Source organism: Vibrio sp. Y51_MX_L26, from assembly GCF_024181935.1.
Classification (GTDB): domain Bacteria; phylum Pseudomonadota; class Gammaproteobacteria; order Enterobacterales; family Vibrionaceae; genus Vibrio; species Vibrio diabolicus.
Genome location: NZ_JAMZAS010000011.1, coordinates 1 through 23,508 on the forward strand (window position 1 = coordinate 1; position 23,508 = coordinate 23,508).

Annotated in this window: 25 protein-coding genes and 1 pseudogene; 20 read left to right on the forward strand and 6 right to left on the reverse strand. The window is 41.8% G+C overall.

Annotated elements, in window-relative coordinates; all coding sequences use genetic code 11:
- The 17 genes and pseudogenes from NL645_RS23205 to NL645_RS18635 form a co-directional block, all read left to right on the forward strand.
- Nucleotides 1-237, forward strand: a 237-nt coding sequence (locus tag NL645_RS23205) for a hypothetical protein (RefSeq protein ID WP_367618300.1), incomplete at its 5' end; no start/stop codon positions are given.
- A gap of 312 nt (nt 238-549) precedes the next feature.
- Nucleotides 550-1,428: an immunity 49 family protein gene (locus NL645_RS18565; protein WP_253652229.1), complete on the forward strand. Its 879-nt coding sequence runs from the start codon at nt 550-552 to the stop codon at nt 1,426-1,428.
- Nucleotides 1,429-1,923: 495 nt separating this feature from the next.
- Nucleotides 1,924-2,814: an immunity 49 family protein gene (locus NL645_RS18570; RefSeq protein ID WP_253652193.1), complete on the forward strand. Its 891-nt coding sequence runs from the start codon at nt 1,924-1,926 to the stop codon at nt 2,812-2,814.
- Nucleotides 2,815-2,947: 133 nt separating this feature from the next.
- Nucleotides 2,948-3,232, forward strand: coding sequence for a hypothetical protein (locus tag NL645_RS23210; RefSeq protein ID WP_338328690.1), 285 nt, complete (start codon nt 2,948-2,950; stop codon nt 3,230-3,232).
- Between the two features lie 24 nt (nt 3,233-3,256).
- Nucleotides 3,257-3,574: a hypothetical protein gene (locus tag NL645_RS23215; RefSeq protein WP_046875285.1), complete on the forward strand. Its 318-nt coding sequence runs from the start codon at nt 3,257-3,259 to the stop codon at nt 3,572-3,574.
- 16 nt (nt 3,575-3,590) lie between these two features.
- Nucleotides 3,591-4,472 carry an immunity 49 family protein gene (locus tag NL645_RS18580; RefSeq protein ID WP_104969450.1) on the forward strand — a complete coding sequence of 294 codons (882 nt, stop codon included), beginning with the start codon at nt 3,591-3,593 and terminating at the stop codon, nt 4,470-4,472.
- Nucleotides 4,473-4,640: 168 nt separating this feature from the next.
- A complete protein-coding gene (locus tag NL645_RS18585) occupies nt 4,641-5,543 on the forward strand; it encodes an immunity 49 family protein (protein WP_046875286.1) in 903 nt (300 codons plus the stop codon).
- Nucleotides 5,544-5,589: 46 nt separating this feature from the next.
- Nucleotides 5,590-5,968 (forward strand): annotated as a pseudogene (locus tag NL645_RS18590) (hypothetical protein); the annotation flags it as partial.
- A 17-nt stretch (nt 5,969-5,985) separates the two neighbouring features.
- A complete protein-coding gene (locus tag NL645_RS18595) occupies nt 5,986-6,885 on the forward strand; it encodes an immunity 49 family protein (protein ID WP_046875287.1) in 900 nt (299 codons plus the stop codon).
- Nucleotides 6,886-7,192: 307 nt separating this feature from the next.
- Nucleotides 7,193-8,092, forward strand: a complete 900-nt coding sequence (locus NL645_RS18600; RefSeq protein ID WP_253652194.1) for an immunity 49 family protein — start codon at nt 7,193-7,195, stop codon at nt 8,090-8,092.
- A gap of 167 nt (nt 8,093-8,259) precedes the next feature.
- Nucleotides 8,260-9,162, forward strand: coding sequence for an immunity 49 family protein (locus NL645_RS18605; RefSeq protein WP_046875289.1), 903 nt, complete (start codon nt 8,260-8,262; stop codon nt 9,160-9,162).
- A gap of 436 nt (nt 9,163-9,598) precedes the next feature.
- The gene (locus tag NL645_RS18610; RefSeq protein ID WP_080936776.1) at nt 9,599-9,751 is read left to right on the forward strand and encodes an AHH domain-containing protein; all 153 of its coding nucleotides are present in this window, start codon (nt 9,599-9,601) and stop codon (nt 9,749-9,751) included.
- Nucleotides 9,752-9,920: 169 nt separating this feature from the next.
- Nucleotides 9,921-10,475 carry a DUF1629 domain-containing protein gene (locus NL645_RS18615; protein ID WP_046875290.1) on the forward strand — a complete coding sequence of 185 codons (555 nt, stop codon included), beginning with the start codon at nt 9,921-9,923 and terminating at the stop codon, nt 10,473-10,475.
- A 309-nt stretch (nt 10,476-10,784) separates the two neighbouring features.
- Nucleotides 10,785-11,228, forward strand: coding sequence for an SMI1/KNR4 family protein (locus NL645_RS18620; RefSeq protein WP_046875291.1), 444 nt, complete (start codon nt 10,785-10,787; stop codon nt 11,226-11,228).
- Between the two features lie 227 nt (nt 11,229-11,455).
- Nucleotides 11,456-12,289 carry an immunity 49 family protein gene (locus NL645_RS18625; RefSeq protein ID WP_226977496.1) on the forward strand — a complete coding sequence of 278 codons (834 nt, stop codon included), beginning with the start codon at nt 11,456-11,458 and terminating at the stop codon, nt 12,287-12,289.
- Nucleotides 12,290-12,915: 626 nt separating this feature from the next.
- The gene (locus tag NL645_RS18630) at nt 12,916-13,494 is read left to right on the forward strand and encodes an ankyrin repeat domain-containing protein (protein ID WP_240312153.1); all 579 of its coding nucleotides are present in this window, start codon (nt 12,916-12,918) and stop codon (nt 13,492-13,494) included.
- Between the two features lie 462 nt (nt 13,495-13,956).
- The gene (locus NL645_RS18635) at nt 13,957-15,177 is read left to right on the forward strand and encodes an ammonium transporter (protein ID WP_046875293.1); all 1,221 of its coding nucleotides are present in this window, start codon (nt 13,957-13,959) and stop codon (nt 15,175-15,177) included.
- Nucleotides 15,178-15,209: 32 nt separating this feature from the next.
- Here the strand turns inward: NL645_RS18635 and NL645_RS18640 are convergent, their stop codons facing one another.
- Nucleotides 15,210-15,383 carry a hypothetical protein gene (locus NL645_RS18640; RefSeq protein ID WP_012841833.1) on the reverse strand — a complete coding sequence of 58 codons (174 nt, stop codon included), beginning with the start codon at nt 15,381-15,383 and terminating at the stop codon, nt 15,210-15,212.
- Nucleotides 15,384-15,501: 118 nt separating this feature from the next.
- On the opposite strand from NL645_RS18640, the gene cobB reads away from it, so the two are divergent.
- Complete coding sequence (gene cobB / locus NL645_RS18645) at nt 15,502-16,233, forward strand: Sir2 family NAD+-dependent deacetylase (protein WP_046875294.1); 732 nt, start codon at nt 15,502-15,504, stop codon at nt 16,231-16,233.
- 90 nt (nt 16,234-16,323) lie between these two features.
- Here cobB and NL645_RS18650 read toward each other — a convergent pair whose 3' ends face one another.
- The 5 genes from NL645_RS18650 to potA all read right to left on the reverse strand — a co-directional run bounded on the left by NL645_RS18650 (nt 16,324) and on the right by potA (nt 21,473).
- A complete protein-coding gene (locus NL645_RS18650; RefSeq protein WP_046875295.1) occupies nt 16,324-17,361 on the reverse strand; it encodes an extracellular solute-binding protein in 1,038 nt (345 codons plus the stop codon).
- A gap of 247 nt (nt 17,362-17,608) precedes the next feature.
- The gene (locus NL645_RS18655) at nt 17,609-18,640 is read right to left on the reverse strand and encodes an extracellular solute-binding protein (RefSeq protein WP_012841832.1); all 1,032 of its coding nucleotides are present in this window, start codon (nt 18,638-18,640) and stop codon (nt 17,609-17,611) included.
- Nucleotides 18,641-18,746: 106 nt separating this feature from the next.
- Nucleotides 18,747-19,517: a spermidine/putrescine ABC transporter permease PotC gene (potC, locus tag NL645_RS18660; protein ID WP_253652195.1), complete on the reverse strand. Its 771-nt coding sequence runs from the start codon at nt 19,515-19,517 to the stop codon at nt 18,747-18,749.
- A complete protein-coding gene (potB, locus tag NL645_RS18665; protein ID WP_012841831.1) occupies nt 19,517-20,377 on the reverse strand; it encodes a spermidine/putrescine ABC transporter permease PotB in 861 nt (286 codons plus the stop codon). Before potB ends, potC begins: the two co-directional genes overlap by 1 nt.
- A complete protein-coding gene (gene potA, locus NL645_RS18670) occupies nt 20,358-21,473 on the reverse strand; it encodes a spermidine/putrescine ABC transporter ATP-binding protein PotA (RefSeq protein WP_005396475.1) in 1,116 nt (371 codons plus the stop codon). Before potA ends, potB begins: the two co-directional genes overlap by 20 nt.
- A gap of 401 nt (nt 21,474-21,874) precedes the next feature.
- Between potA and NL645_RS18675 the strand changes: the two genes are divergently transcribed.
- Both NL645_RS18675 and NL645_RS18680 read left to right on the forward strand, forming a co-directional pair.
- Nucleotides 21,875-22,672 carry a hypothetical protein gene (locus NL645_RS18675; RefSeq protein WP_005396476.1) on the forward strand — a complete coding sequence of 266 codons (798 nt, stop codon included), beginning with the start codon at nt 21,875-21,877 and terminating at the stop codon, nt 22,670-22,672.
- Nucleotides 22,665-23,501, forward strand: a complete 837-nt coding sequence (locus NL645_RS18680; RefSeq protein WP_139059771.1) for a glucosaminidase domain-containing protein — start codon at nt 22,665-22,667, stop codon at nt 23,499-23,501. The genes NL645_RS18675 and NL645_RS18680 overlap by 8 nt, the downstream gene beginning before the upstream one ends.
- The last annotated feature ends 7 nt before the right edge of the window (nt 23,502-23,508 follow it).

Here is a 23,508-nt window from a genome sequence, read left to right on the forward strand (position 1 = left end):
TCCACCATATCCAGTGGATTGACCCAACAGGTTTGGGGTAGCCAATGCTGGCATAGTATAAAAAAGTCTGAACTCAATACGAGTGATGATGAGCTAACAGAAAGAAACAAAGCAAAAATTGGTGAGTTGGTCGCGGATGACTTTGTTCGGAGTAAACGTCCTAATGCTAAGCTGCTTCATCCCAAAGATATTGGAACCTCAATTTCGAAGCCGGGCGAGTTTGATATGATTTACTAGGTGGAAGAGCCACCACCAGATGAAACTATCATTGTGAGGCTAAGGGTGGTGGAAGTCAGTTAGGTAGCAGAAAAATAGGAAACGAAGCATATCAACAAGGGAAAACTGAGTATGCGGCAGCAATAACAAAGTTAATGCAATGGGGACGAAGGAAAGACGAGCAGGAAATCAAATTAAAAAGGCAATGTACGATGGTATCCCGATCAGATATTTACATGTGCAAACTCCAATCAACAAAAAGGTTGCTAAAGTGCGAGTCAAGGAGTTCTCAATTAACCAAGGAAAATGGAAGCGAGGTCTTGCAACGTGATTATGCAAATTGAGCGAAAGGCTAACCCTAAATTAAATCAGGAGCATGAATTAGAATTGGTGGAAGAGATAAACGATGATTTAGATAAAAGAAAACGAAGACTCTTGATTAGAAGAGAAAACCTTGTGGATATGGTCGATTCCTATGAAGAGATAGTAAGGTGGTATACATGGTTACCTCAATCTATACCAAATGAGCAAATCGGAACTCTTTGTCTCTACGAAGCATCTGTGATGAGATCTTTTTATCATCAGTTAGTGCTGAACCCAAATGAGCCTCAACGTTTAAAATTACCCGATTGTCCAGAAGTAACATGGGATGGTGAAGGTATTTTAAAAACAGGCTTCATTTGTCCTTCAATGTGGCTAGATGCTTATTTTACTTCGGTGATTGTGCGTGATAAACCCAGCATGGATGTATTGGCGAACTTTCCGATTTCTTTGATGAGACAGAGCTCTACCCAAGCGGGTGAGCTGTCTTATATGCTAGTAGACGTCATTCAGTCGTTCCACAATCGCACATCGGATTATCCTGATAAACTCGTCGCAGCAATGGACGCAGCGGTAGCTCAAGGGGATAACTGGGCGTCGGAAATTGCGATGGGGATCCTAGAGACCTTCGCAGCGCTCACTACTAACATTGGTTATGACTTTGAGGAAGTGCTAGTCAAAAACCTACAATTCCAAGAAAAATATCATCTTCGAGAATTAGGACCAGATAGGACAGGCATCCGCACTTTTATTAACTTCCCTCTTCTTGGCATGGCTTGCACGTGGTACGACAAAGGCAACCGTTTATCAGTTGAAACTGGTTGGCTTCCTCCCTATCTCGTCGAAGGACGTTGGCTAGAAGAAGTAAAAGCAGGGAAGATCACTCGATAAACCCCTTTAGTTAGCAATTCAGTATAATAACGTTCAAATCGCCAAGATTAATCGGCAATCTGCAGAAATTGGTGAGTTGGCCGCAGATGACTTTGTCCGGAGTAAGCGTCCTAATGCTAAGCTGCTTTATCCCAAAGATATTGGAACCTCAATTTCGAAGCCGGGCGAGTTTGATATGGTTTACGATGTGGAAGAGTCTCCACCAGGTGAAATTATAATTGTTGAGGCCAAAGGGGATAGCGGCCCGCTGGGCAGCCGTAAGATTGGAAATATGGTATATCAGTAAGGGACAACGGAATACATTGCAGAAATCACCAACCTAATGTCTGAAAAAAGAAGGACTGAAAAATAACAGCAAGCAAAGCTAAGATGCAGCTTTATCCGGCGTACCTCTTCGATATACATACTCAAGCATGCATTCCAGAGAACGGGGATGCATAGGGTGTAAAACTAAAAGTGGCAGAGTTTAAAATTAATTCTAAAGGACTAATTTAAATGCAAAGTAAAGTTGTAGAACGCAAAGCAACCCCTGAGTTGAGTGAAAGTGGGGTTTCTTCTGAGAAAGAATTTATCAATAAAATATTAGATAAAAGAAAAGAAGGCCTTAAAATCCGGCGGGAAAACCTGGTCAGTCTTGGTGATTTCGCCATTGACCAGGTTCGCTGGTATACCTGGTTTCAAACCTCGCATGAAGACGAACAAATTTGTACATTACGTCTTTACGAAACTTCTCTAATGGGCGCTTGTTATCATCGACTTGCTAGGAATCCCAATGATGAATTAACTATAAAGATTCTCGACTATCCTGAAGTAAAGTGGGACGGGGAAGGTATTTTAAAAACGGGGTGCATAAATCCTAATAGATGGATTGATATGTATTTTATATCGGCAATTGTGCGTGACAGGCCAAGTTTAGACGCATTGGCGAACTTTCCGATTTCTTTGATGAGACAGAGCTCTACTAAAGCGGGTGAGCTGTCTTACATGTTAGTAGATGTCATCCAGTCGTTTCATAATCGCACATCGGACTATCCTGATAAACTCGTCGCAGCAATGGACGCAGCGGTAGCTCAAGGGAATAACTGGGCGTTGGAAATCGCCATGGGTATTTTGGAAACTTTTGCTGCCCTGACAACTGACATCGGTTATGACTTTGAAGAGGTATTAGTTAAGAACCTACAGTTCCAAGAGCAATACCAAATGAGGCTTGATAAACCAGAGGACTTGATTTCTATAGAAACTTTCATATCTTTCCCTCTTCTTGGCATAGCCTGTATGTGGTACGACAAAGGCAACCGTTTATCTATTAAAACCGGTTGGCTTCCTCCTTATCTCGTCGAGGGGCGTTGGCTAGAAGATGTAAAAGCAGGGAAGATCACTCGATAAACTCCTTTAGCAAATCAATATATAAGCCATCTCTTATGGGGTGGCTTTTATGTTTGAGGTGGGGAGCTTGTTGTTTGTTGAACCCTCCATCATTGGTGGCATTACCAATATGTAGTCCACCATATCCAGTGGATTGACCCAACAGGTTTGGGGTAGCCAATGCTGGCATAGTATAAAAAAGTCTGAACTCAATACGAGTGATGATGAGCTAACAGAAAGAAACAAAGCAAAAATTGATGAATGCTTGAAAGAGCGTCAAGAGGCAATGGACGTTCGAGCTGGCGAAGAGGGGTATCACGCTCAAATTGGTAATATTAACCAGCAGTCTGCAAAAATTGGTGAGTTGGTCGCGGATGACTTTATTCGGAATATACGCCCTAATGCTAAGTTGAGCCATCCCAAAGACCTTGCAACTTAGGGATCGAAACCAGGTGATTTCAATATGGTGTACCTCTCAGATGATACTGAAGAAATCATCATCGTCGAGGCTAAGGGTGGCAGCAGGCCGCTCGGCAGTCGTAAAATTGGCAATGAAGAATATCAGCAAGGGACAAGCAAATATGCGGCGGAAATCGTTAAATTAATGTCTGAACAAAAAGCTGGTACAACAGAAAGAGCTGCTGCAGACGAAATTACATCAGCAGTGCAAGATGATATTCTAGACAGGTGTTTACATACCCTAGCAGAAATTGATGCTTCAGATGGCGTATCTAAAGTGAATGTAAAAGAGTTTGATATTAGCCTCGAAGAATTAGGTTAAGGGAAGTAAAGTTAGTATGAAAAAGATAAATAGAAAAGCAGCCTACGAGTTGAATACTGAGGAACTTAATTACTATACAAAACAAATAGAAAAAAACTTAGAGAAAAGAAAACATCGTATCACAATAAAGCGCGAAAACTTGATATATCTAACAGACGGGGTTTGGGAGCAAGTTAGGTTATATACTTTGTTTCCAGTGTCTGAACTAAATGACCGAATAGGAACGCTGCGTCTATTTGAAGCCTCGATAATGCAAGCTAGCTATCATCGACTAGCTCAAAAACCTGAAAGCCCTTTGACGGTTAAGGTACCTGATCATCCTGAAATAACTTGGAAAGGCGAAGGTATTTTAAAAACAGGTTTCATTTGTCCTTCAATGTGGCTAGATGCGTATTTTACCTCTGTCATCGTTCGTGATAAACCTAGCTTGGACGTATTGGCGAACTTTCCGATTTCTTTGATGAGACAGAGCTCTACCAAAGCGGGTGAGCTGTCTTATATGCTAGTAGACGTCATTCAGTCGTTCCACAATCGCACATCGGGTTATCCTGACAAGCTGGTTGCAGCAATGGACGCAGCGGTAACTCAAGGGGATAACTGGGCGTCGGAAATTGCGATGGGGATCCTAGAAACCTTCGCAGCGCTCACTACTAACATTGGTTATGACTTTGAGGAAGTGCTAGTCAAAAACCTACAATTCCAAGAAAAATATCATCTTCGAGAATTAGGACCAGATAGGATAGGCATCCGCACTTTTATTAACTTCCCTCTGCTTGGCATGGCTTGTATGTGGTACGACAAAGGCAACCGTTTATCTGTCGAAACTGGTTGGCTTCCTCCCTATCTCGTCGAAGGGTGTTGGTTAGAGGATGTAAAAGCCGGAAATATAATTCGCTAAGCTTCAAAGGGAACTAGGTCATCATTTCTGACGTTTTGTTGCGTTACACTTGGCATTATGTGTCCTTTTTAAAGATACATAAGCCCTTTTACTCGAATAGCTTGAAGCCCTCAGACTTAAGAGTAGAAGTAGCAGAGTTTAAAATTGATTCCAAAGGACTACGTTAAAATGCAAAGTAAAGGAACAATCAAAATTGTAGAACGCAAAGCAGATCCTGAGCTGAGTGAAAGTGGAGTTTATTCTGAGAAAGAATTCATCAATAAGATATTAGAACAGCGAAAAGAAGGTCTTAAAATCAGGCGAGAAAACTTGGTTAGTTTTGGTGATTTTGCCATTGACCAGGTTCGCTGGTATACATGGTTTCAAACCTCACATGAAGACGAACAAATTTGTACATTACGTCTTTATGAAACTTCATTAATGGGGGCTTGTTATCATCGGCTGGCTATGTTTCCTAATGATCCATTAACTGTTCAGATACTCGGTTATCCAGAAGTTACATGGGATGGTGAAGGTATCTTAGAAATGGGCTTCATTTGTCCTTCAATGTGGCTGGATACTTATTTTATATCGGCAATTGTGCGTGACAGGCCAAGTATGGACGTATTGGCTAACTTTCCGATTTCTCTGATGAGACAGAGCTCTACCAAAGTGGGTGAGCTGTCTTATATGTTAGTAGATGTCATTCAGTCGTTCCATAACCGCACATCGGACTACCCTTATAAACTGGTGGCCGCGATGGACGCGGCAGTTGCTCAGGGTAATGACTGGGCGTTAGAAATCGCCATGGGTATTTTGGAAACTTTTGCTGCCCTGACAACTGACATCGGTTATGACTTTGAAGAAGTAGTAGTTAAAAACCTACAGTTCCAAGAGCAATACCAAATGAGGCTCGATAAGCCAGAGGACTTAATTTCTATAGAAACCTTCATCTCTTTCCCTCTGCTTGGCATGGCTTGTATGTGGTACGACAAAGGCAACCGTTTATCTATTGAAACTGGTTGGCTTCCTCCCTATCTCGTCGAAGGACGTTGGTTAGAAGAAGTAAAAGCAGGGAAGATCACACGATAAAACCCTTTAGTTAGCAATTCAGTATAATAACGTTCAAATCGCCAAGATTAATCAGCAATCTGCAAAAATTTGTGAGTTAGCCGCGGATGACTTTGTTCGGAGTAAACGTCCTAATGCTGAGCTGCTTCATCCCAAAGATATTGGAACCTCAATTTCGAAGCCGGGCGATTTTGATATGGTTTACGAGGTGGAAGAGCCGCCACCAGGTGAAATTATAATTGTTGAGGCCAAAGGGGGGTAGCTGTCCGATGGGCAGCCGTAAGATTGGAAACGAAGCGTATCAGCAAGGGTCTAGCAAATATGCTGAAGAAATCACTAAGCTAATGTCTGAAAACGAAGATGAAACGACAGAAAAAATAGCTGCGAAAAAAATCAGAGATGCATCAGATATAAAAGTAGGAATAGCTGAGTTTAAAATTGATTAAGAAGGGTTAGTTCAACAATGCAAGGTAAAAAGCCAGCCAAAATTATAGAGCGTACAGCAAGGCCCAGGTTAGATGATAATAGCATTGCTTCTGAGAAAGATTATATCAATCGAATCTTAGATAAAAGAAAAGAAGGGCTCAAAATTAGGCGAGAGAACTTAATTAGCTTTGGAGATTATGCATTCGAGCAAGTGCGCTGGTTTACGTGGTATCAAGCTTCATGTGAAGACGAAAAAATTTGTACATTACGCCTTTATGAAACTTCGTTGATGAGTGCTTGTTATCATAGCCTTGCAATACATCCCAATGATAAATTAACCATAAAGATCCTCGACTATCCTGAAGTAACATGGAAAGGCGAAGGTATTTTAAAAACAGGCTTCATTTGTCCTTCAATGTGGTTAGATGCCTATTTTACCTCTGTCATCGTTCGTGATAAACCTAGCATGGACGTATTGGCGAACTTTCCGATTTCTTTGATGAGACAGAGCTCTACCAAAGCGGGTGAGCTGTCTTATATGCTAGTAGACGTCATTCAGTCGTTCCACAACCGCACATCGGATTATCCTGATAAGCTGGTTGCAGCAATGGACGCAGCGGTAGCTCAAGGGAATAACTGGGCGTTGGAAATTGCGATGGGGATCCTAGAAACCTTCGCAGCGCTCACTACTAACATTGGTTATGATTTTGAGGAAGTGCTCGTTAAAAACCTACAGTTTCAAGAGAAATATCATCTTAGAGAATTAGGACCAGATAGGATAGGCATCAGAACTTTTATCAACTTCCCTCTGCTTGGCATGGCATGTATGTGGTACGACAAAGGCAACCGTTTATCTATTGAAACTGGTTGGCTTCCTCCTTATCTCGTCGAGGGGCGTTGGCTAGAAGATGTAAAAGCAGGGAAGATCATTCGATAAACTCCTTTAGTTAGTAATTCAGTATAATAACGTTCAAATCGCCAAAATTAACCAGCAGTCTGCAAAAATTGGCAATGAAGCATATCAGCAAGGGACAAGTAAATATGCGGCGGAAATAGTTAAGTTAATGTCAGAGAATAAAGGAGGAACAACTTAAAAATTAGCTGCCGACGAAATCCAATATGCCGCTTTATCCGGTAGACCTATTCGATATATACATACGCAGCATCCCAGAAAGAGGAAAAGCCTCGGACGTAAAACTAGAAGTGTCAGAGTTTAAAATTGATTCAAAAGGATTAAGTCAAAAATGCAAAGTAAAAAATCGGTCAAATTTTTAGAGCGAAAAGCAAATCCTGAACTTGACACACAAGCCATTGTGAATCGGAAAAAATTTATAAACCGGGTTTTAGATAACAGAAAAGAAGGCCTTAAAATCAGGCGGGAAAATTTGGTCAGTCTTGGTGATTTTGCCATTGACCAGGTTCGCTGGTATACCTGGTTTCAAGCCTCACATGAAGATGAGCAAATATGTACCTTGCGTCTTTATGAAACTTCGCTAATGGGCGCTTGTTATCATCGGTTCGCTATGTATCCGAAGGAACCATTAAGTATCCAGATACTCGGCTATCCAGAAGTAACATGGGATGGTGAAGGTATTTTAAAAACAGGCTTCATTTGTCCTTCAATGTGGCTAGATGCGTATTTTACTTCGGTGATTGTGCGTGATAAACCTAGCATGGATGTATTGGCGAACTTTCCGATTTCTTTGATGAGACAGAGCTCTACTAAAGCGGGTGAGCTGTCTTATATGCTAGTAGACGTAATTCAGTCGTTCCACAACCGCACACCGGATTATCCTGACAAGCTGGTTGCAGCAATGGACGCAGCGGTAGCTCAAGGGGATAACTGGGCGTTGGAAATTGCGATGGGGATCCTAGAAACCTTCGCAGCGCTCACTACTGACATTGGTTATGATTTTGAGGAAGTGCTCGTTAAAAACCTACAGTTTCAAGAGAAATATCATCTTAGAGAATTAGGACCAGATAGGATAGGCATCCGCACGTTCATTAATTTCCCTCTGCTTGGCATGGCTAATATGTGGTACGACAAAGGCAACCGTTTATCTGTCGAAACTGGTTGGCTTCCTCCCTATCTCGTCGAAGGGTGTTGGTTAGAGGATGTAAAAGCCGGAAATATAATTCGCTAAGATTCAAGGGAGCTAGGTCATCATTTCTGACGTTTTGTTGCGTTACACTTGGCATTATGTGTCCTTTTTAAAGATACCTAAGCCCTTTTACTCGAATAGCTTGAAGCCCTCAGACGTAGTAGTAGAAGTAGTAGAGTTTAAAATTGATTCAAAAGGATTAAGTCAAAATGCAAAGTAAAGAATCGATCAAGATTGTAGAGCGCAAAGCAAATCCTGAACTTGACACACAAGCCATTGTGAGTAAAAAAAATTTTATAAACCGGGTTTTAGATAACAGAAAAGAAGGTCTTAAGGTCAGGCGAGAAAACTTGGTTAGTCTTGGTGATTTTGCCATCGACCAGGTTCGCTGGTATACCTGGTTTCAAACTACGCATGAAGACGAACAAATTTGTACATTACGTCTTTACGAAACTTCTTTAATGGGAGCCTGTTATCATCAACTTGCTATGAATCCCAATGAAGAATTAAGTATCCAGATACTCGGCTATCCAGAAGTGACATGGGATGGTGAAGGTATTTTTAAAACAGGCTTTATTTGTCCTTCAATGTGGCTTGATGCTTATTTTACTTCTGTGATTGTGCGTGATAAACCTAGCATGGATGTATTGGCGAACTTTCCGATTTCTTTGATGAGACAGAGCTCTACCAAAGCGGGTGAGCTGTCTTATATGCTAGTAGATGTCATTCAGTCGTTCCATAACCGCACGTCGGACTACCCTGATAAACTGGTGGCCGCGATGGACGCGGCAGTTTCTCAGGGTGATGATTGGGCATTAGAAATCGCCATGGGTATTTTGGAAACTTTTGCGGCCCTGACAACTGACATCGGTTATGACTTTGAAGAAGTACTCATTAAGAACCTACAGTTCCAAGAGCAATACCAAATGAGGCTCGATAAGCCAGAGGGCTTAATTTCTATAGAAACCTTCATATCTTTCCCTCTGCTTGGTATGGCATGTATGTGGTATGACAAAGGCAACCGTTTATCTATTGAAACCAGTTGGCTTCCTCCTTATCTCGTCGAAGGACATTGGTTAGAAGATGTAAAAGCAGGGAAGATCACTCGATAACACCCTTTAGTTAGCAATTCAGTCTATAAGCCATCTTTCTCTTGAGATGGCTTTATGTTTATGGTGGGGAGTTTGTTGTTTGCTGAACGAGCCATCATTCGTGGCATTATCAGAAAACCCAAAGTTAAAAATTATATTCGATATGAATACGATTTAGACCATATTGATTGCGAGAAGAACGAAGTTACCTTTCATCGTTATATCAATCATTCAGATGGTAGTAAACGCAAAGTTCAATATGTTGTAGGTATAGAGGAAATTGTCCAAATCATCCCCTTAAATAAAACTCAAAGGGGGGAGTGTTGCGAATTATTATGGCGGTTCTTTAAGCAGAGGTTATGGGCTCAAGTTAAATAACGAAATAGTTGGCGGGTTACCTGAAAACCATGCTGGAAATCACCAAATTAGTATCAATATTGCTCAGGAATATCCGGTCATGCATAGAGCTACCGAACTTGATTACAACATTAACAGAGGTGCAAATGGGATTGCACTTCCAACTAATATTAAAACATCTGTCGAAATAGGCCTTCCCTTACACGTGGGTAGACATCTAAGTGCAAGGCACCAAGGTTCTCAGATGCTTTAGTTCGACGAGAAATGAGAGCGTTGTAAACTAAGTATGGTCGTGGTTTGATCGATGATATGATTTTTGTAGATGAAATTGGAAAAACAGAAAGTAACATTAGGAATGCTCTGGAAAAGAATGAAGCTCGATCGCAATTGGATGATCCGCAATGGAAAAGTAGGAAGTAGTAATGACACTTAAAATTTGGACCAACAAGGTAGATAGAGATTCCGATCTTACTCAAGGCAAAGTAACGCAGTCTAGTGTATTAATAGGATTGAATCTGACGGGAGGCGTTGCCCTAGGAGACAAATGGCCAAAAGTTACTATTGATGTCATATCAGATGACAAGCCTGCGGATAGTTTTCTTAGTGGTCCTTTATTAATCGTGAGTCGACGGTTATCTGATTTAATTTCTAAGCACACACAAACGAGTGAAGTTGAATTCCTACCGATTGAGGTTAATTACCAAGGTAAAAGTTTTGGTGAATACTATTTTTTAAATGTTCTTGCGATTTGCGATTTACTGGATAGAAATCATTCAATATTTAGTGAGTTTGATGGAGAGGTTGATTCAATTGATCGAGTTGTCCTTAAGAAAGATATTGAAATGCAGAAAACTATATTTCAACTGGATGCTATCGAGTGGTTATTATGTGTCGATGAAAAACTGGCTGAATTAATCGAGAACAAAGATTTTTCAGGAGTGGTATTTAAGTCAGAAAGTGAATGGCGTCCTTTTTAGAGCTCCTTGGGTATTTTTTAGCCATCTCTTACGAGGTGGCTTATAAGTTTATGGTGAGGGGGTCGTTGTTACGCGATTACAAAAGGGGCAGCGAAGCGTTTTACTTCAAAGCAATTGTTCAAAATGATTAAATCAGGAAGACTTCTCGACGGATTTAATCATTCACCATAAGACCTCTTTTATTTCGGAGAGGGGATAACTCGTTCAATAACTTCAGGGTAATGAATTCCAAGCCTCATCAGAAGTACAATAAGCGATTGCACTGGTACGATGAAGGCAAAAACATATATCAAAAATAGAGTTTTAAATATGAGAAACTTAGACGTAATGCTCGATCAATTCACCGAAAAAGAAGGGTTTGAGTGCTTTGGAGAGTTGAATGACGTATCAATTCATGAAATGGAAAATCAGCTAGGATTATCCTTTCCGGAGCCATATAAAGTTTTTCTAAGAAAATATGGTTACGTTGAGTGGTTTGGTCATACGATTTATGGATACTCTGAAGATGAGGACTATCTTGCAGTTGAGCGCACTCTTGAACTTCGCGAGGATGAGATACCGAGTGATTTTGAGAAAATACCACAAAGCGGTTGCGTATTAGAGCGCTATGCCGGAGGTGGCTACTACTTTTTATTTTCAAATGAATCAGAAAGATCGGGGCAAGTAGCCCTTTTCATAGATGAATTGTTTGGTAAAGAAGCCCAATCATGGACAACATTTGAGGCATTTTTGGAATATATGCTCAGCCTTTGAACTGTTGTTACAAAGAGCCTCAATTTCGAAGCCAGGCGACTTTGATATGATTTACGAGGCACCAACTGAAATTTTACATACACAAGCAGAAATATCCTCTAGCAGTAAGGTTTCCAAGTTCAAAGCAAAAGAGTTTGATAGAGATATAGGAGAGTTCAGAAGTGGTTGATAACTCAAAGGTAAAAAAGGTTGAACGAGTAGCTCATGTTGAACTAAGTGATTTTGAAATAGAAGCTTATCGAGAAGAAATAAAAGAGAATTTAGACAAAAGGAAAAGGCGCATATCTATAAAAAGAGAAAACTTGGTTTACTTGAGCGATGGTATTTCTTATCAGCTCCGTCTGTATACATGGTTACCTCCATTAGACGATGATGAGAGAATCGGCACGCTATGTCTATATGAATCATCATTGATGCGTGCTTTTTACCATCAACTGGCCATCAAACCAAGCGAGCCTCAAAGCATTAAATTACCTGATTATCCAGAAGTGACATGGAAAGGCGAAGGTATTTTAAAAACAGGCTTCATTTGCCCCTCAATGTGGCTAGATGCGTATTTTACCTCTGTCATCGTTCGTGACAAAGCTAGCATGGATGTGTTAGCGAACTTTTCGATTTCTTTGATGAGACAGAGCTCTACCAAAGCGGGTGAGCTGTCTTACATGTTAGTAGATGTCATTCAGTCGTTCCATAACCGCACATCAGATTATCCTGATAAGCTGGTTGCAGCAATGGACGCAGCGGTAGCTCAAGGGGATAATTGGGCGTTGGAAATTGCGATGGGGATCCTAGAAACCTTCGCAGCGCTTACCACCGACATTGGTTATGATTTTGAGGAAGTGCTCGTTAAAAACCTACAGTTCCAAGAGAAATATCATCTTAGAGAATTAGGACCAGATAGAATAGGGATCCGCACGTTCATTAATTTCCCTCTGCTTGGCATGGCATGTATGTCGTACGACAAAGGCAACCGTTTCTCTGTTGAAACTGGTTGGCTTCCTCCCTATCTCGTCGAAGGACGTTGGTTAGGAGATGTAAAAGCCGGGAAGATCTCTCGATAAACTCCTTTAGTTAGCAATTCAGCATATAAGCCATCTCTATCTTGAGGTGGCTTTTACGTTTAAGGTGGGGAGGTTGTTGTTTGTTGAACGACCTATCATTGGTGGCATTATCTGCAACCCAAAGTTAAAAATCATATTCGATATGTGCACGATTTAAACCATATTGATTGCGAGAAGAACAAAATTATTTTTATCGCTATATCAATTGTTCAGAGGATAGTAGGCCTAAGTCCATTATGTCTTCAAGATAGAGGATTTTGTTAACGCACACGCTATCGCAGAAAATCAAGGACGAAAACATCTTTGGAGCAAAGTGACAGTTTGCGAATTTTACAAGGATTGTTATTGGAGACGAAGAACTCTGATGAAACCTTTGATTTTGGAGCATATTTAAGGTCTGTCGTGGGGCCTCGTCCTAAAGACATGCCGGATCCACATACTCTTTAAGAAGGGCTTGGGGCTGAGCAACAAGCTCTCGTTACTGAGGGCCAAATTCTTTTGAGGAAATATGGCATTGATCCAATATTTGACCACGAGAACTTAGTGTGGGCTCCAAATCGGATTGAAGGTCAGTATGATATTTATGCGTTGCGGCAGGTTGTTGATATTCTTAAAGTGACAGATAAATGTTGGGTAAACGCGGTGATATAGTTAATGCTTTAAAATTACTGGTTAAAACCGCAGCTGAGGAGATAAAGATGGCCTGTGAATACAGCGCAAAAGATGTAATGGCCGCGATTAGATCCGGTGACGTGAGTGAGGTTGAAAGAATTCTCTCAGGAGATGACAAATTACTTCATCTAATTACGCCTCTGGGTTCTTGGTTGCATATTGCAACGGAGCAAGGGCAAGATAAAATTGTAGAGCTTCTGGTGAATCTAGGTATTGATGTAAATATCAAGGGGGGGCCTTCAGGTGTAACTCCCTTAAATACAGCTGCATATGAAGGTCATTTAGACTTACTTACCTATTTTCTAGAAAGAAATGCAGTGATGGATATATCTGAACCAGACCGCAACCCATTGTTTGCTGCGATCCATGCTGGTCATAAAAATATTGTGGAGTTATTACTAAAAGCTGGTATAGATACAACGGTTAAATATACTGGTAAATCTATGAAAGACATGGATGCTATAGCGTTTGCTTATGAGTGGGGACGCAAGGAAATCGCAGAAATGATTAAAGAGCACAATAGGCACGCTTAGTAGAAGTTAATATGGTACGACAAAGGCAACCGTTTATCTATTGAAACCGGTTGGCTTCCTCCTTATCTCGTCGAGGGGCGTTGGCTAGAAGATGTAAAAGCAGGGAAGATCACTCGATAAACCCCTTTAGTTAGCAATTCCGTATATAAGCCACCTCTCATGGGGTGGCTTTTACGTTTATCGTAGAAAGTTTGCTGTTTGTTGAGTTATATGGTGCGCTTTATGTTGGTGCACTAAAACCATATTGGTGCACTTATTAGCGTGTTAAGCGCCATTTTAAGAATGCCTAATTTTATTAAAGTTCATACAAAACAATAAATTAAATCGTAAGTGTTAGAAATATAAATTATGGAATGAGAATTGCTCTGTTAGACGATCTATAAATCAAGTTCACCAAATTGGTGATGAGCCTAACTTAGATGCACAGGATAAGTGCGCTACAGATCAACGGAGACAATTATAATGAGTGTAACTGCCAATCAGGTACACGGCGCTGTACAAACTCTCACGCAAAGTTCCGACACACTTTTCTTACTACTTGGCGCAATCATGGTTTTTTTGATGCATGCTGGTTTTGCTTTTCTTGAAGTAGGAACCGTGCGCCAAAAGAACCAAGTTAATGCTTTAGTTAAAATCTTGGCCGATTTCGGTATTTCCGCCATTGCGTATTTTTTCATTGGATACTGGGTCGCTTATGGCGGCACCTTCTTTGCTGATGCAGAGACATTATCTCAAGGCAATGGTTACGAGTTGGTGAAGTTCTTTTTCTTGCTGACCTTCGCTGCAGCGATTCCCGCTATTGTTTCAGGTGGTATCGCAGAACGAGCTCGTTTTTATCCGATTCTAATCGCAACATTTTTTACTGTCGGCATCGTATACCCGTTATTTGAGGGAATAATCTGGAACGGAAACTTTGGTGTTCAAGCTTGGTTTGAAAGTACCTTTGGTTATGGCTTTCACGACTTTGCAGGTTCAGTCGTTGTACATGGTGTTGGCGGCTGGATAGCGTTGGTTGCCGTTGTGTTTTTGGGCATGAGAAAAGGCAGAGTTCGAGCAGGAAAGCATACCAACTTTGCACCTTCGAATATTCCGTTTTTGGCTTTGGGAGCTTGGATCTTATGTGTGGGGTGGTTTGGCTTCAACGTCATGTCAGCTCAAACCGTGTCAGGCATAAGTGGCTTGGTGGCTATGAACTCATTGATGGCAATGGTCGGAGGCATTGTCGCGTCATTGTTGGCTGGTAAGAATGACCCCGGCTTTATTCATAATGGCCCACTAGCTGGCTTGGTTGCTGTATGTGCGGGTTCAGACTTAATGCATCCTATCGGTGCTTTAGTGACAGGTGCGATTGCTGGCGTTCTATTTGTTTATCTTTTTACCTACCTACAAAACAAAACCAAGATTGATGATGTGCTAGGTGTCTGGCCTTTACACGGTTTATGTGGTGCTTGGGGGGGGATTGCAGCAGGGATCTTTGGTCAAAGCGCGTTAGGTGGGCTAGGTGGCGTGAGCTTTCTCGTTCAGCTTCTAGGAACGCTTTTGGGCATTTCTATCGCAGTGATTGGGGCACTTGCAGTCTACGGCGCGATCAATGCCAGTATGGGACTAAGGCTTTCGGAAGAAGACGAATTCAATGGCGCTGACCTAGCCATTCATAAAATATCTTCTACCAACGAGGATTGAGGCCAATGTGGGAGCGGCGTAAAGCCGCTCTTTTAGCAATTGCCTTTTTTTGCTTGGCCAGGGGGACAGAAATCTCCATTACCACGATGGTTATCGTCATTGGTGCTGACTCTTACTTTTACGTCGTCCACTTCGCCTTCAACATTGGTTAGTTGGCAACCTGCTAAAGTCGTAAGTAATATAAGCGCTAGAGATACTTGTCTCATTGCTGTTCCTCTTAAATTGTAATTCTAATAGTGACCATTACGACCATGGTCTAATCCATATTACTACTGTTGCTATTCTTTCAGTGTTAAGCTAATGAAAAAACAGCAAGGATGAGTTATGAATTTCCCTTATAGAAATATTGTAGTACTTACTGGTGCAGGTATCTCGGCCGAATCTGGTATTCAAACATTTCGTGCGCAAGATGGCCTTTGGGAGAATCACCGTATTGAAGATGTAGCAACACCTGAAGGGTTTGCTCGCGATCCGGACCTTGTTCAAGACTTTTACAACCAACGCCGCAAGAAACTTCAAGACAATGCGATACAGCCGAATGCCGCGCATAAGGCACTGGGTCGTCTAGAGGCTGAGTTAGAAGGTAAAGTGACGGTCATCACTCAAAATATAGACAACCTTCACGAAAGAGGCGGCAGCCATAACGTCATTCATATGCACGGTGAGCTTTTAAAAGCGAGATGCAGTGAATCAAACCAAGTTATAGAACATAGTGAGGACATTAAGACTGGTGAGCTTTGTCATTGCTGTCAGATCCCTTCACAAATGCGACCACATATTGTTTGGTTTGGTGAAATGCCACTGCGAATGGGGGATATCTACGCGGCTTTAGAAGAAGCAGATTTATTTATTTCTATCGGAACTTCTGGCGTCGTATATCCTGCAGCAGGTTTTGTTCATGATGCAAAAATGCATGGCGCACATACTATTGAAATTAACCTCGAGCCTAGTGCGGTAGAAAGTGAATTTGAGGAAAAACGCTACGGAAAAGCAAGCGTCGAGGTTCCAAAATTAGTTGACGAGATACTGGCTCTAGAAGGAAAAGAAAGAGCGTAATAATTCTCACAGAGGAGAGCTTTTGTCTTGTCATTAAGAACAAAAAAAGCGGCTCATGAGCCGCTTTTTCATATCTTTAAAACTAACGAATTAGTTGTTCACTTTTAGCTTTTGGAAGTACTCATCGTACATTACGCTCGCTTCGCCAACTTCATCTTGCCAAGTACCGCTGTCCATCACTTCTTGTGGTGGGAAGATGCTTGGATCGTTAGCAAATTCTTTCGGTAGCAGTTCGTGTGCCGTTTTCACTGGAGTAGGGTAACCAATCTCTAGTGCGATCTTAGCTGCGTTTTCTGGGCGCAGTAAGAAGTCAATCATCTTATGAGCCGCATCAACGTTCTTCGCGCCAGCTGGAATTGCCAGGCTGTCCATCCAGAAGATCGTTCCTTTTTCTGGCCAGATGATGTCGATGTTCGCGCCTTCTTGACGAGCCATGTAAGCAGAACCGTTCCAAAGCATACCAAGTGAAACTTCACCCGCTAGGTAAGGGTTTGCAGGAAAGTCTGAGTTAAATACTAATACGTTTGGCATTAGTTTCTTCAACTCTTCATAAGCCGCTTTGATTTCATCTGGGTTAGTGGTGTTCGGTGAGTAACCAAGTTTAGTCAATGCAATGTGGAATACTTCGCGAGAATCATCCATTAGCATTAGTTGACCTTCCCACTTGCTATCCCAAAAATCATCCCACTTAGTAACAGACGATTTGTCTAGCATGTCAGCATTGATACCAATACCAGTCGCCCCCCAAATGTAAGGGATAGAGTAGTTGTTGTTCGGATCGAACGGTTTGTTAAGGAAGTTAGTATCAAGATCGGCAAAATGAGACAATTTCTCTTTGTCGATCTGTTGCAGCATGCTTTCTTTACGCATTTTAGAGACGAAATAGGTAGACGGTACTACCAAGTCGTAACCAGAACCTTGGGTTTTAAGTTTTGCGTACATACTCTCGTTAGATTCATATGTAGAGTAAATAACTTTGATTCCAGTTTCTTTTGTAAAGTCTTCAAGAACTTCGTTTGGAATGTATTCCGACCAGTTGTAGAAATACAGTTCTTGATCAGCAGCCATTGCAGGGGTAGCGATGAGCGTCGCTGCACATAGAGCGCTTGCGTAGAATTTACTTTTCATTTGTTTTCCGTTTTGTTTCGCGATTGGACAAGTCAATACTAGCTGGAGTTATCAAGTTGATCCAAATCGCAGTAAGCACAAATCTGTTTATTTAGCTCGAGGGCTGTATCTCCGCTTTGTGAGAAGATAAAACTAGACATCGAGCCAGATAAACCTAGCAACGCATAATTATATCAGTCAATTACAAAAATAGGCAGCGTATTGCTGCCTATTTTCTTTTAGTCGATGACTTGTTACACAAGCTCGATTACTGTCCCGCTTTCAGCTTTAGGAAGTAATCTTCGTACTTAACGGTTAGATCACCAACCGCATCTTGCCATTCCACTCGATCAAGATCTTCTTGAGAAGGAAATAGCGGTGCAACATCTTTAAACTTAGCGTTCGATTCCTCTACCGCTGTTAAGTAACCAGTATCACGTGAGATTTGCTCTGCGATTTCTGGACGTAGTAGGAAGTCGATCATCTTGTGAGCTGCTTCTACGTTCTTCGCACCGGAAGAGATAGCGAAGTTATCAACCCAACCGATACCGCCTTCTTTAGGAAATACGAGTTTAAGGTTTAGGCCTTCATTTTGAGCAGCTGCAGCGCTGCCGTTCCAAAGCATACCAACGCCCACTTCACCAGACATGTAAGGTGCGCCTGGGTTGTCAGAGTTGAAAACTAGAACGTTTGGCATCAACTTTTGTAGCTCAGCGTACGCTTCATCTATTTGTTTAGGGTCTTTTGAGTTGCCTGAATAGCCAAGTTTACGTAGAGCGATATGGAAGACTTCACGAGTGTCGTCCATCAGCATTACTTGACCTTCAAGCTCAGGCTTCCATAGATCTGCCCAGCTTTGGAAGTCGTTTGGATCGTACATATCTGCGTTAACCGCTAGACCTGTAATCGCAACAACGTGTGGAATAGAGTAGTCGTTATTTGGATCGTAAGGCTTGTCTAGATAGTTCTTATCTAGGTTGCCGAAGTTTTTAAGCTTAGTCTTATCGATCTTTTGTAGCATACCTTCATCGCGCATTTTTGCTACGAAGTACGTTGAAGGTACAACTAGATCATAACCTTGGTTATGAGTTTTTAGCTTTGCGTACAAAGTTTCATTCGACTCGTAAGTCGAGTAGATCACTTTGATACCAGTTTCTTTGGTAAATTGCTCTAGGATATTACTGTTGATGTAAGGCCCCCAGTTCATAAATACCAATTCTTTATCGTCCGCTGCCGCTGAACCTGAGAACAGAGAAAGCGCACATGCACTACCAGCTAATAGAGTAGCCCATTTTTTCATTGACGTTAGCTCCAAACCAAACGTTGTCCAAATCATTTTGGACGGTAGATAGAAAAACAGAATGGCATGTAACCATTCTGTTTCGTGATGTTAACGGATGTGGATTTTACTTTACTTTTTCTCTTGCGAGCAACTGAGAAATTACGACAAGAATTAAAGAAACTACCAACATGACCGTTGCAAGAGCATTCACTTCCGGTGAAATACCCACCTTAACCATCGAGTAAATTTTCAATGGTAGGATTTCATACGTTGGACCTGTTACGAACGAACTGATAATTACGTCGTCCAGAGACAGGGTAAAGCTAAGCAGCCAGCCTGCCGCAACTGCTGGTTTTGCAAGAGGAAGGATGATCTGCTTTAAGATAACCCATTCACTTGCGCCAAGATCTTTTGCTGCTTCCAACATCTTCACATCGAAGCCATTTAAGCGGCTGTATACGGTTACCACCACAAATGGCAAACAGAAGGTGATGTGGGCAATCAATAGAGTAAAGAAGCCCAGCTGTGCGCCTAATACTAGGAACAGAGCAAGTAATGAAATCGCCATGACAATATCTGGAGACATCATTACGACAAACAGCATGCCGTTTACAGCACCTTTGCCTTTGAACGAGTAACGGAATAGGGCAACAGCTGTTAAGCTCCCAATAATAGTAGCCGCTGTTGCAGAAAATACCGCCACGTTCAATGAGTGCCATGCAGCCTGCATTAGGCTGTCGTTGTTGACTAGGGTTTCATACCATTTCGTGGTGAAACCACCCCATTTCATACCAAACTTGTTGGCATTAAATGAGTTAACAATTAAGACGATGATTGGTAGATACAAAAATGTATATACCAGCGCCATAAAGCTAAATCTAACTGTGCGTCCCATTAGTCTAGCTCCACTTTCTTATTCAATAGTTTGCCTGCTCTATAGTAAGCGTAAAGCATGACCGCCATTGCGAAGGTGAGGGCGATACTGGTCGCGGCACCAAATGGCCAGTCACGAGCGTTCAGTACTTGGCTCTTAATCACGTTACCAATCAGTAGGTTCTTCGCGCCGCCTAGAAGGTCAGAGATATAGAACATACCCAGCGCAGGTAGTAGAACCAACAAACAGCCACCGATAATGCCAGGCATTGTCAGAGGTAGAATTACTTTAGTAATGGTTTGGAGCTTGTTCGCACCGAGGTCTTTTGCTGCCTCGATGTAAGTGTTGTCCAACTTCTCGATTGCCGAGTAAAGCGGCAGAATCATGAAAGGAAGTAGGATGTATACAAGACCAATCATTACAGCCGTTTCGGTATACATAATACGCAACGGCTTGTCGATGATTTCCATTGCCATCAGCGACTTGTTCAAAATGCCCTGTGTACCGAGAACAATCTTCAGTCCGTAAGTTCGAATCAAAGAGTTCGTCCAAAATGGTACGATCACCAAAAACAGCATAAACGGACGCCATTTTTCAGGCATTTTCGCTACGATATAAGCAAACGGGTATCCAATGACTAAACACAACAACGTTGCCACAATTGCCATGTAGAACGAGTGCATCAGCACTTTCGCATACAGTGGGTCCAGCAGACGCAAGTAGTTGTCGAAAGTGAATGTCATTTCGATTAAGTTTGCTTCATCACGCGTTAAGAAACTGGTACCAATAATCATCACGTTTGGTACCAACACAAACAGTGTTAGCCAGCCTACGATTAAGGCAATGATCGCGTTCTGAAGATTAATCTTCTTGCTTATCATTGAGTACTACCTCCCAGCTCTCAACCCAAGTGATAGCGACTTTCTGGCCAAGTGAGTGGTCCACATCAGGATCATCTTCGTTAAAGAATTCGCTTACCATTACACGCATACCTGAATCCAATTGGATAACAGAATCTAACGTCATACCTTTATAAGTACGCTCAGTTACGTGACCAACAATGCCTTTTTCTTCAGACTCTTTGATTTCTTCGATACGTAAGTCTTCAGGTCGAAGTAGTACTTGTAGTTTATCGCCTTTCTGTGCTTCCTTATCGTAGTAAACGACGGATTCAACACCTTCAATTTCTGCGCGGATGCGTTTGTCATCGATGCGCTCTAGCATGGTTGCATTGAATACGTTGATCTCACCAATAAAGCGAGCAACAAACAGGTTCTTAGGCTCTTCGTAAATCTCACGCGGAGAGCCATCTTGTTCGATAACGCCATCACGCATCACGATAATGCGGTCTGACATCGATAGGGCTTCTTCCTGGTCATGTGTTACAAAGATAAAGGTAATACCAAGTTGACGCTGAAGCTGCTTCAACTCAATCTGCATTTGTTTACGCAACTTGTAGTCCAGCGCCGATAGCGATTCATCGAGCAGAAGTACTTTTGGTTTATTAACAACTGCACGAGCAATTGCGATACGCTGTTGCTGGCCACCAGAAAGTTGGTGCGGTTTACGCTGTGCCATTTTTTCTAGACGAACCATGCGTAATGCTTCCATTACTCTTGGTTCAATCTCTGCTGCAGGCGTTTTCTGCATACGAAGACCAAAAGCGACATTGTCAAAAACGGTCATGTGTGGAAACAGTGCGTAACTTTGAAATACCGTGTTGACGTGTCTCTGCTCAGCAGGAACCTGTGTTACATCTTGGTCATCCAAAATGATTTGACCGTTATCCGCCGCTTCAAAACCAGCGATCATTCGTAAAACTGTCGTTTTACCACAACCAGAAGGCCCAAGAATCGTCAGAAACTCACCATGATTAACATCCAGATTTAAATTACCGATGATTTCCTTACCATCGAAACTTTTACTAATACCAGATAAACGAATAACTGGCTTTCCTGCTTGCGGTTTTGCGTTCAACGTCTGTATTTCCCCCACGTTCAAGCTGGAATAATCCCAGCTGATGTGACACTAGCCATTCACTTTTGAGGCGCGCATCATAATCACCAAAATTGTGAAATTAAAGCATTTTCTTATCTTGAAACAGAAAAAATTTTGCAGGCAAAAGTCATCATTCCTTACCATACTGTTTTTATAAGATTAATTGGCATTTAAACACAGTTTGATAGCACTAAGCTCTGTACAATAATTGTTTTCAATTTCATAACCTTGTGAGTGGTTAATTATCAACCATACAGTTGAGATTGCAAGGATAGTACGTGAGTTGTGATGTTAGATGTGGAAAGATTTCTTTATAATAACGGCCACATTAATTGACTGGAATTCCAGTGAAAATTTTACAAGTTAATCTTGGATAAACTATGAACGACGATTTTGAGAAAGATTTCAATCTTGGGGGGAGTGTAGAGCGAGCTTTGTCTGGCAACTACGAGCTCAAAGCTGGGGCTGTTTTCAATGAAGCTTGGCGAGCAACCATCCAGCACTTTTTATCCTTTTCTCCTGCTATTATTGTATTGCTTTTTGTCCAGTTAGGTATTTTCTATATCGCATTACAACTGCAGTTGGGTGATCTGACCGTTATTCTTGATGCATTTGAGAATCCAGAATCATTCACTAACGATATTGTGTCTTCTATTTATGTCGCGAACTTTAGTTATGAGGTGATCAGCGCCCCAATTTATGCAGGGATCAGCTTGATGGCCATGAGCCATATCGCGGGCTTAAAGACTAAATTGCGCCATGTAGGTAAAGGGCTGCAGTTTACTATTCCCGTGATCCTAGCAACGCTGATGAGCCTAATGCTGCAAGGCGTAGTTGGTATGATCTTCCCTCTACTGTCCCTGTATCTTTCTTTAGCGTTTAGTCACTCTATCTTGTTGATTTGTGAAAAAAGAGTGCCACCAATGCAGGCGCTATTGTTATCACTTCGCGCTATTAACAAGAAGATTTTTGTCGTCGCAGGGCTTTACTTAGGCGTGATGTTGATGTTTATTATCGCTGCGATGTTCTACGGTATTGGCTTGATTTTTGTGTTGCCATTCTTCTTTCATTTGAAAGGCATACTCTACCGAGAAATGTTTGGAATTAAGCTCAAGATCGTTGCAACACAGAAAAACGACAATGATCACGATGGTAACTCACAGGTGTTTGATGCCTAATTCTTTAAAATCAATAAGTTTACGAGTGGCGGCTACCTGTATAGCCGCCACTTTCATTTCTATTGGACCGTATTTACACTACGAGCAACAGTTTAAATATGTTGAGAATCCTGATGTGCTGTCCGGGACAATTAAGCATGTCGATTTGTCTCATTTGCCACACATTGGTGATATCCCTGACTTCAACGCAATAAAAGACACCAAAGAGAAAAAAGCGGCGTTTTTTGATTTTTTAAGGCCTAAAATAGCACTTGAGAATCAACGAATTCGCCATGAACGAGCGTTTCTTACTTCTTTAAAGGTGGGACAAATCACTCAAGAGCAAGAAGAGTACGCTCAGCGACTAGCGGCTCTGTATTCTTTGCCTTTGAGCGACAACAAAGTCGATCACGCGTGGTTGGGTGAAATGCTTGTGCGAGTGAATGTCTTACCAGAAGCGCTGGTTCTAACTCAAGCAGCAAATGAATCTGCGTGGGGCACTTCTCGTTTTGCCACTCAAGCTAACAACTTGTTCGGCCAATGGTGTTATAAAAAGGGTTGTGGAATTGTTCCTGCGCAACGTGGCGCAGGCAAAGTTCATGAAGTTGAAAAATTCGATTCTGTACAGCAGTCGGTTCATGGCTACTTTATGAATGTTAATCGAAACCCAGCGTATGCTGAACTACGTGAAATCAGAGCTTCTCTAGCCGAAAAGAACAAAGACCTGTTATCGGTCGCAACGGCGTCAGAGTTAACTCATGGATTGCTAGCATATTCTGAACGTGGCATTGCTTATGTACACGATCTTCGCGCTATGATTCGTCATAATAACGCCTACTGGACACAATAAAATAACG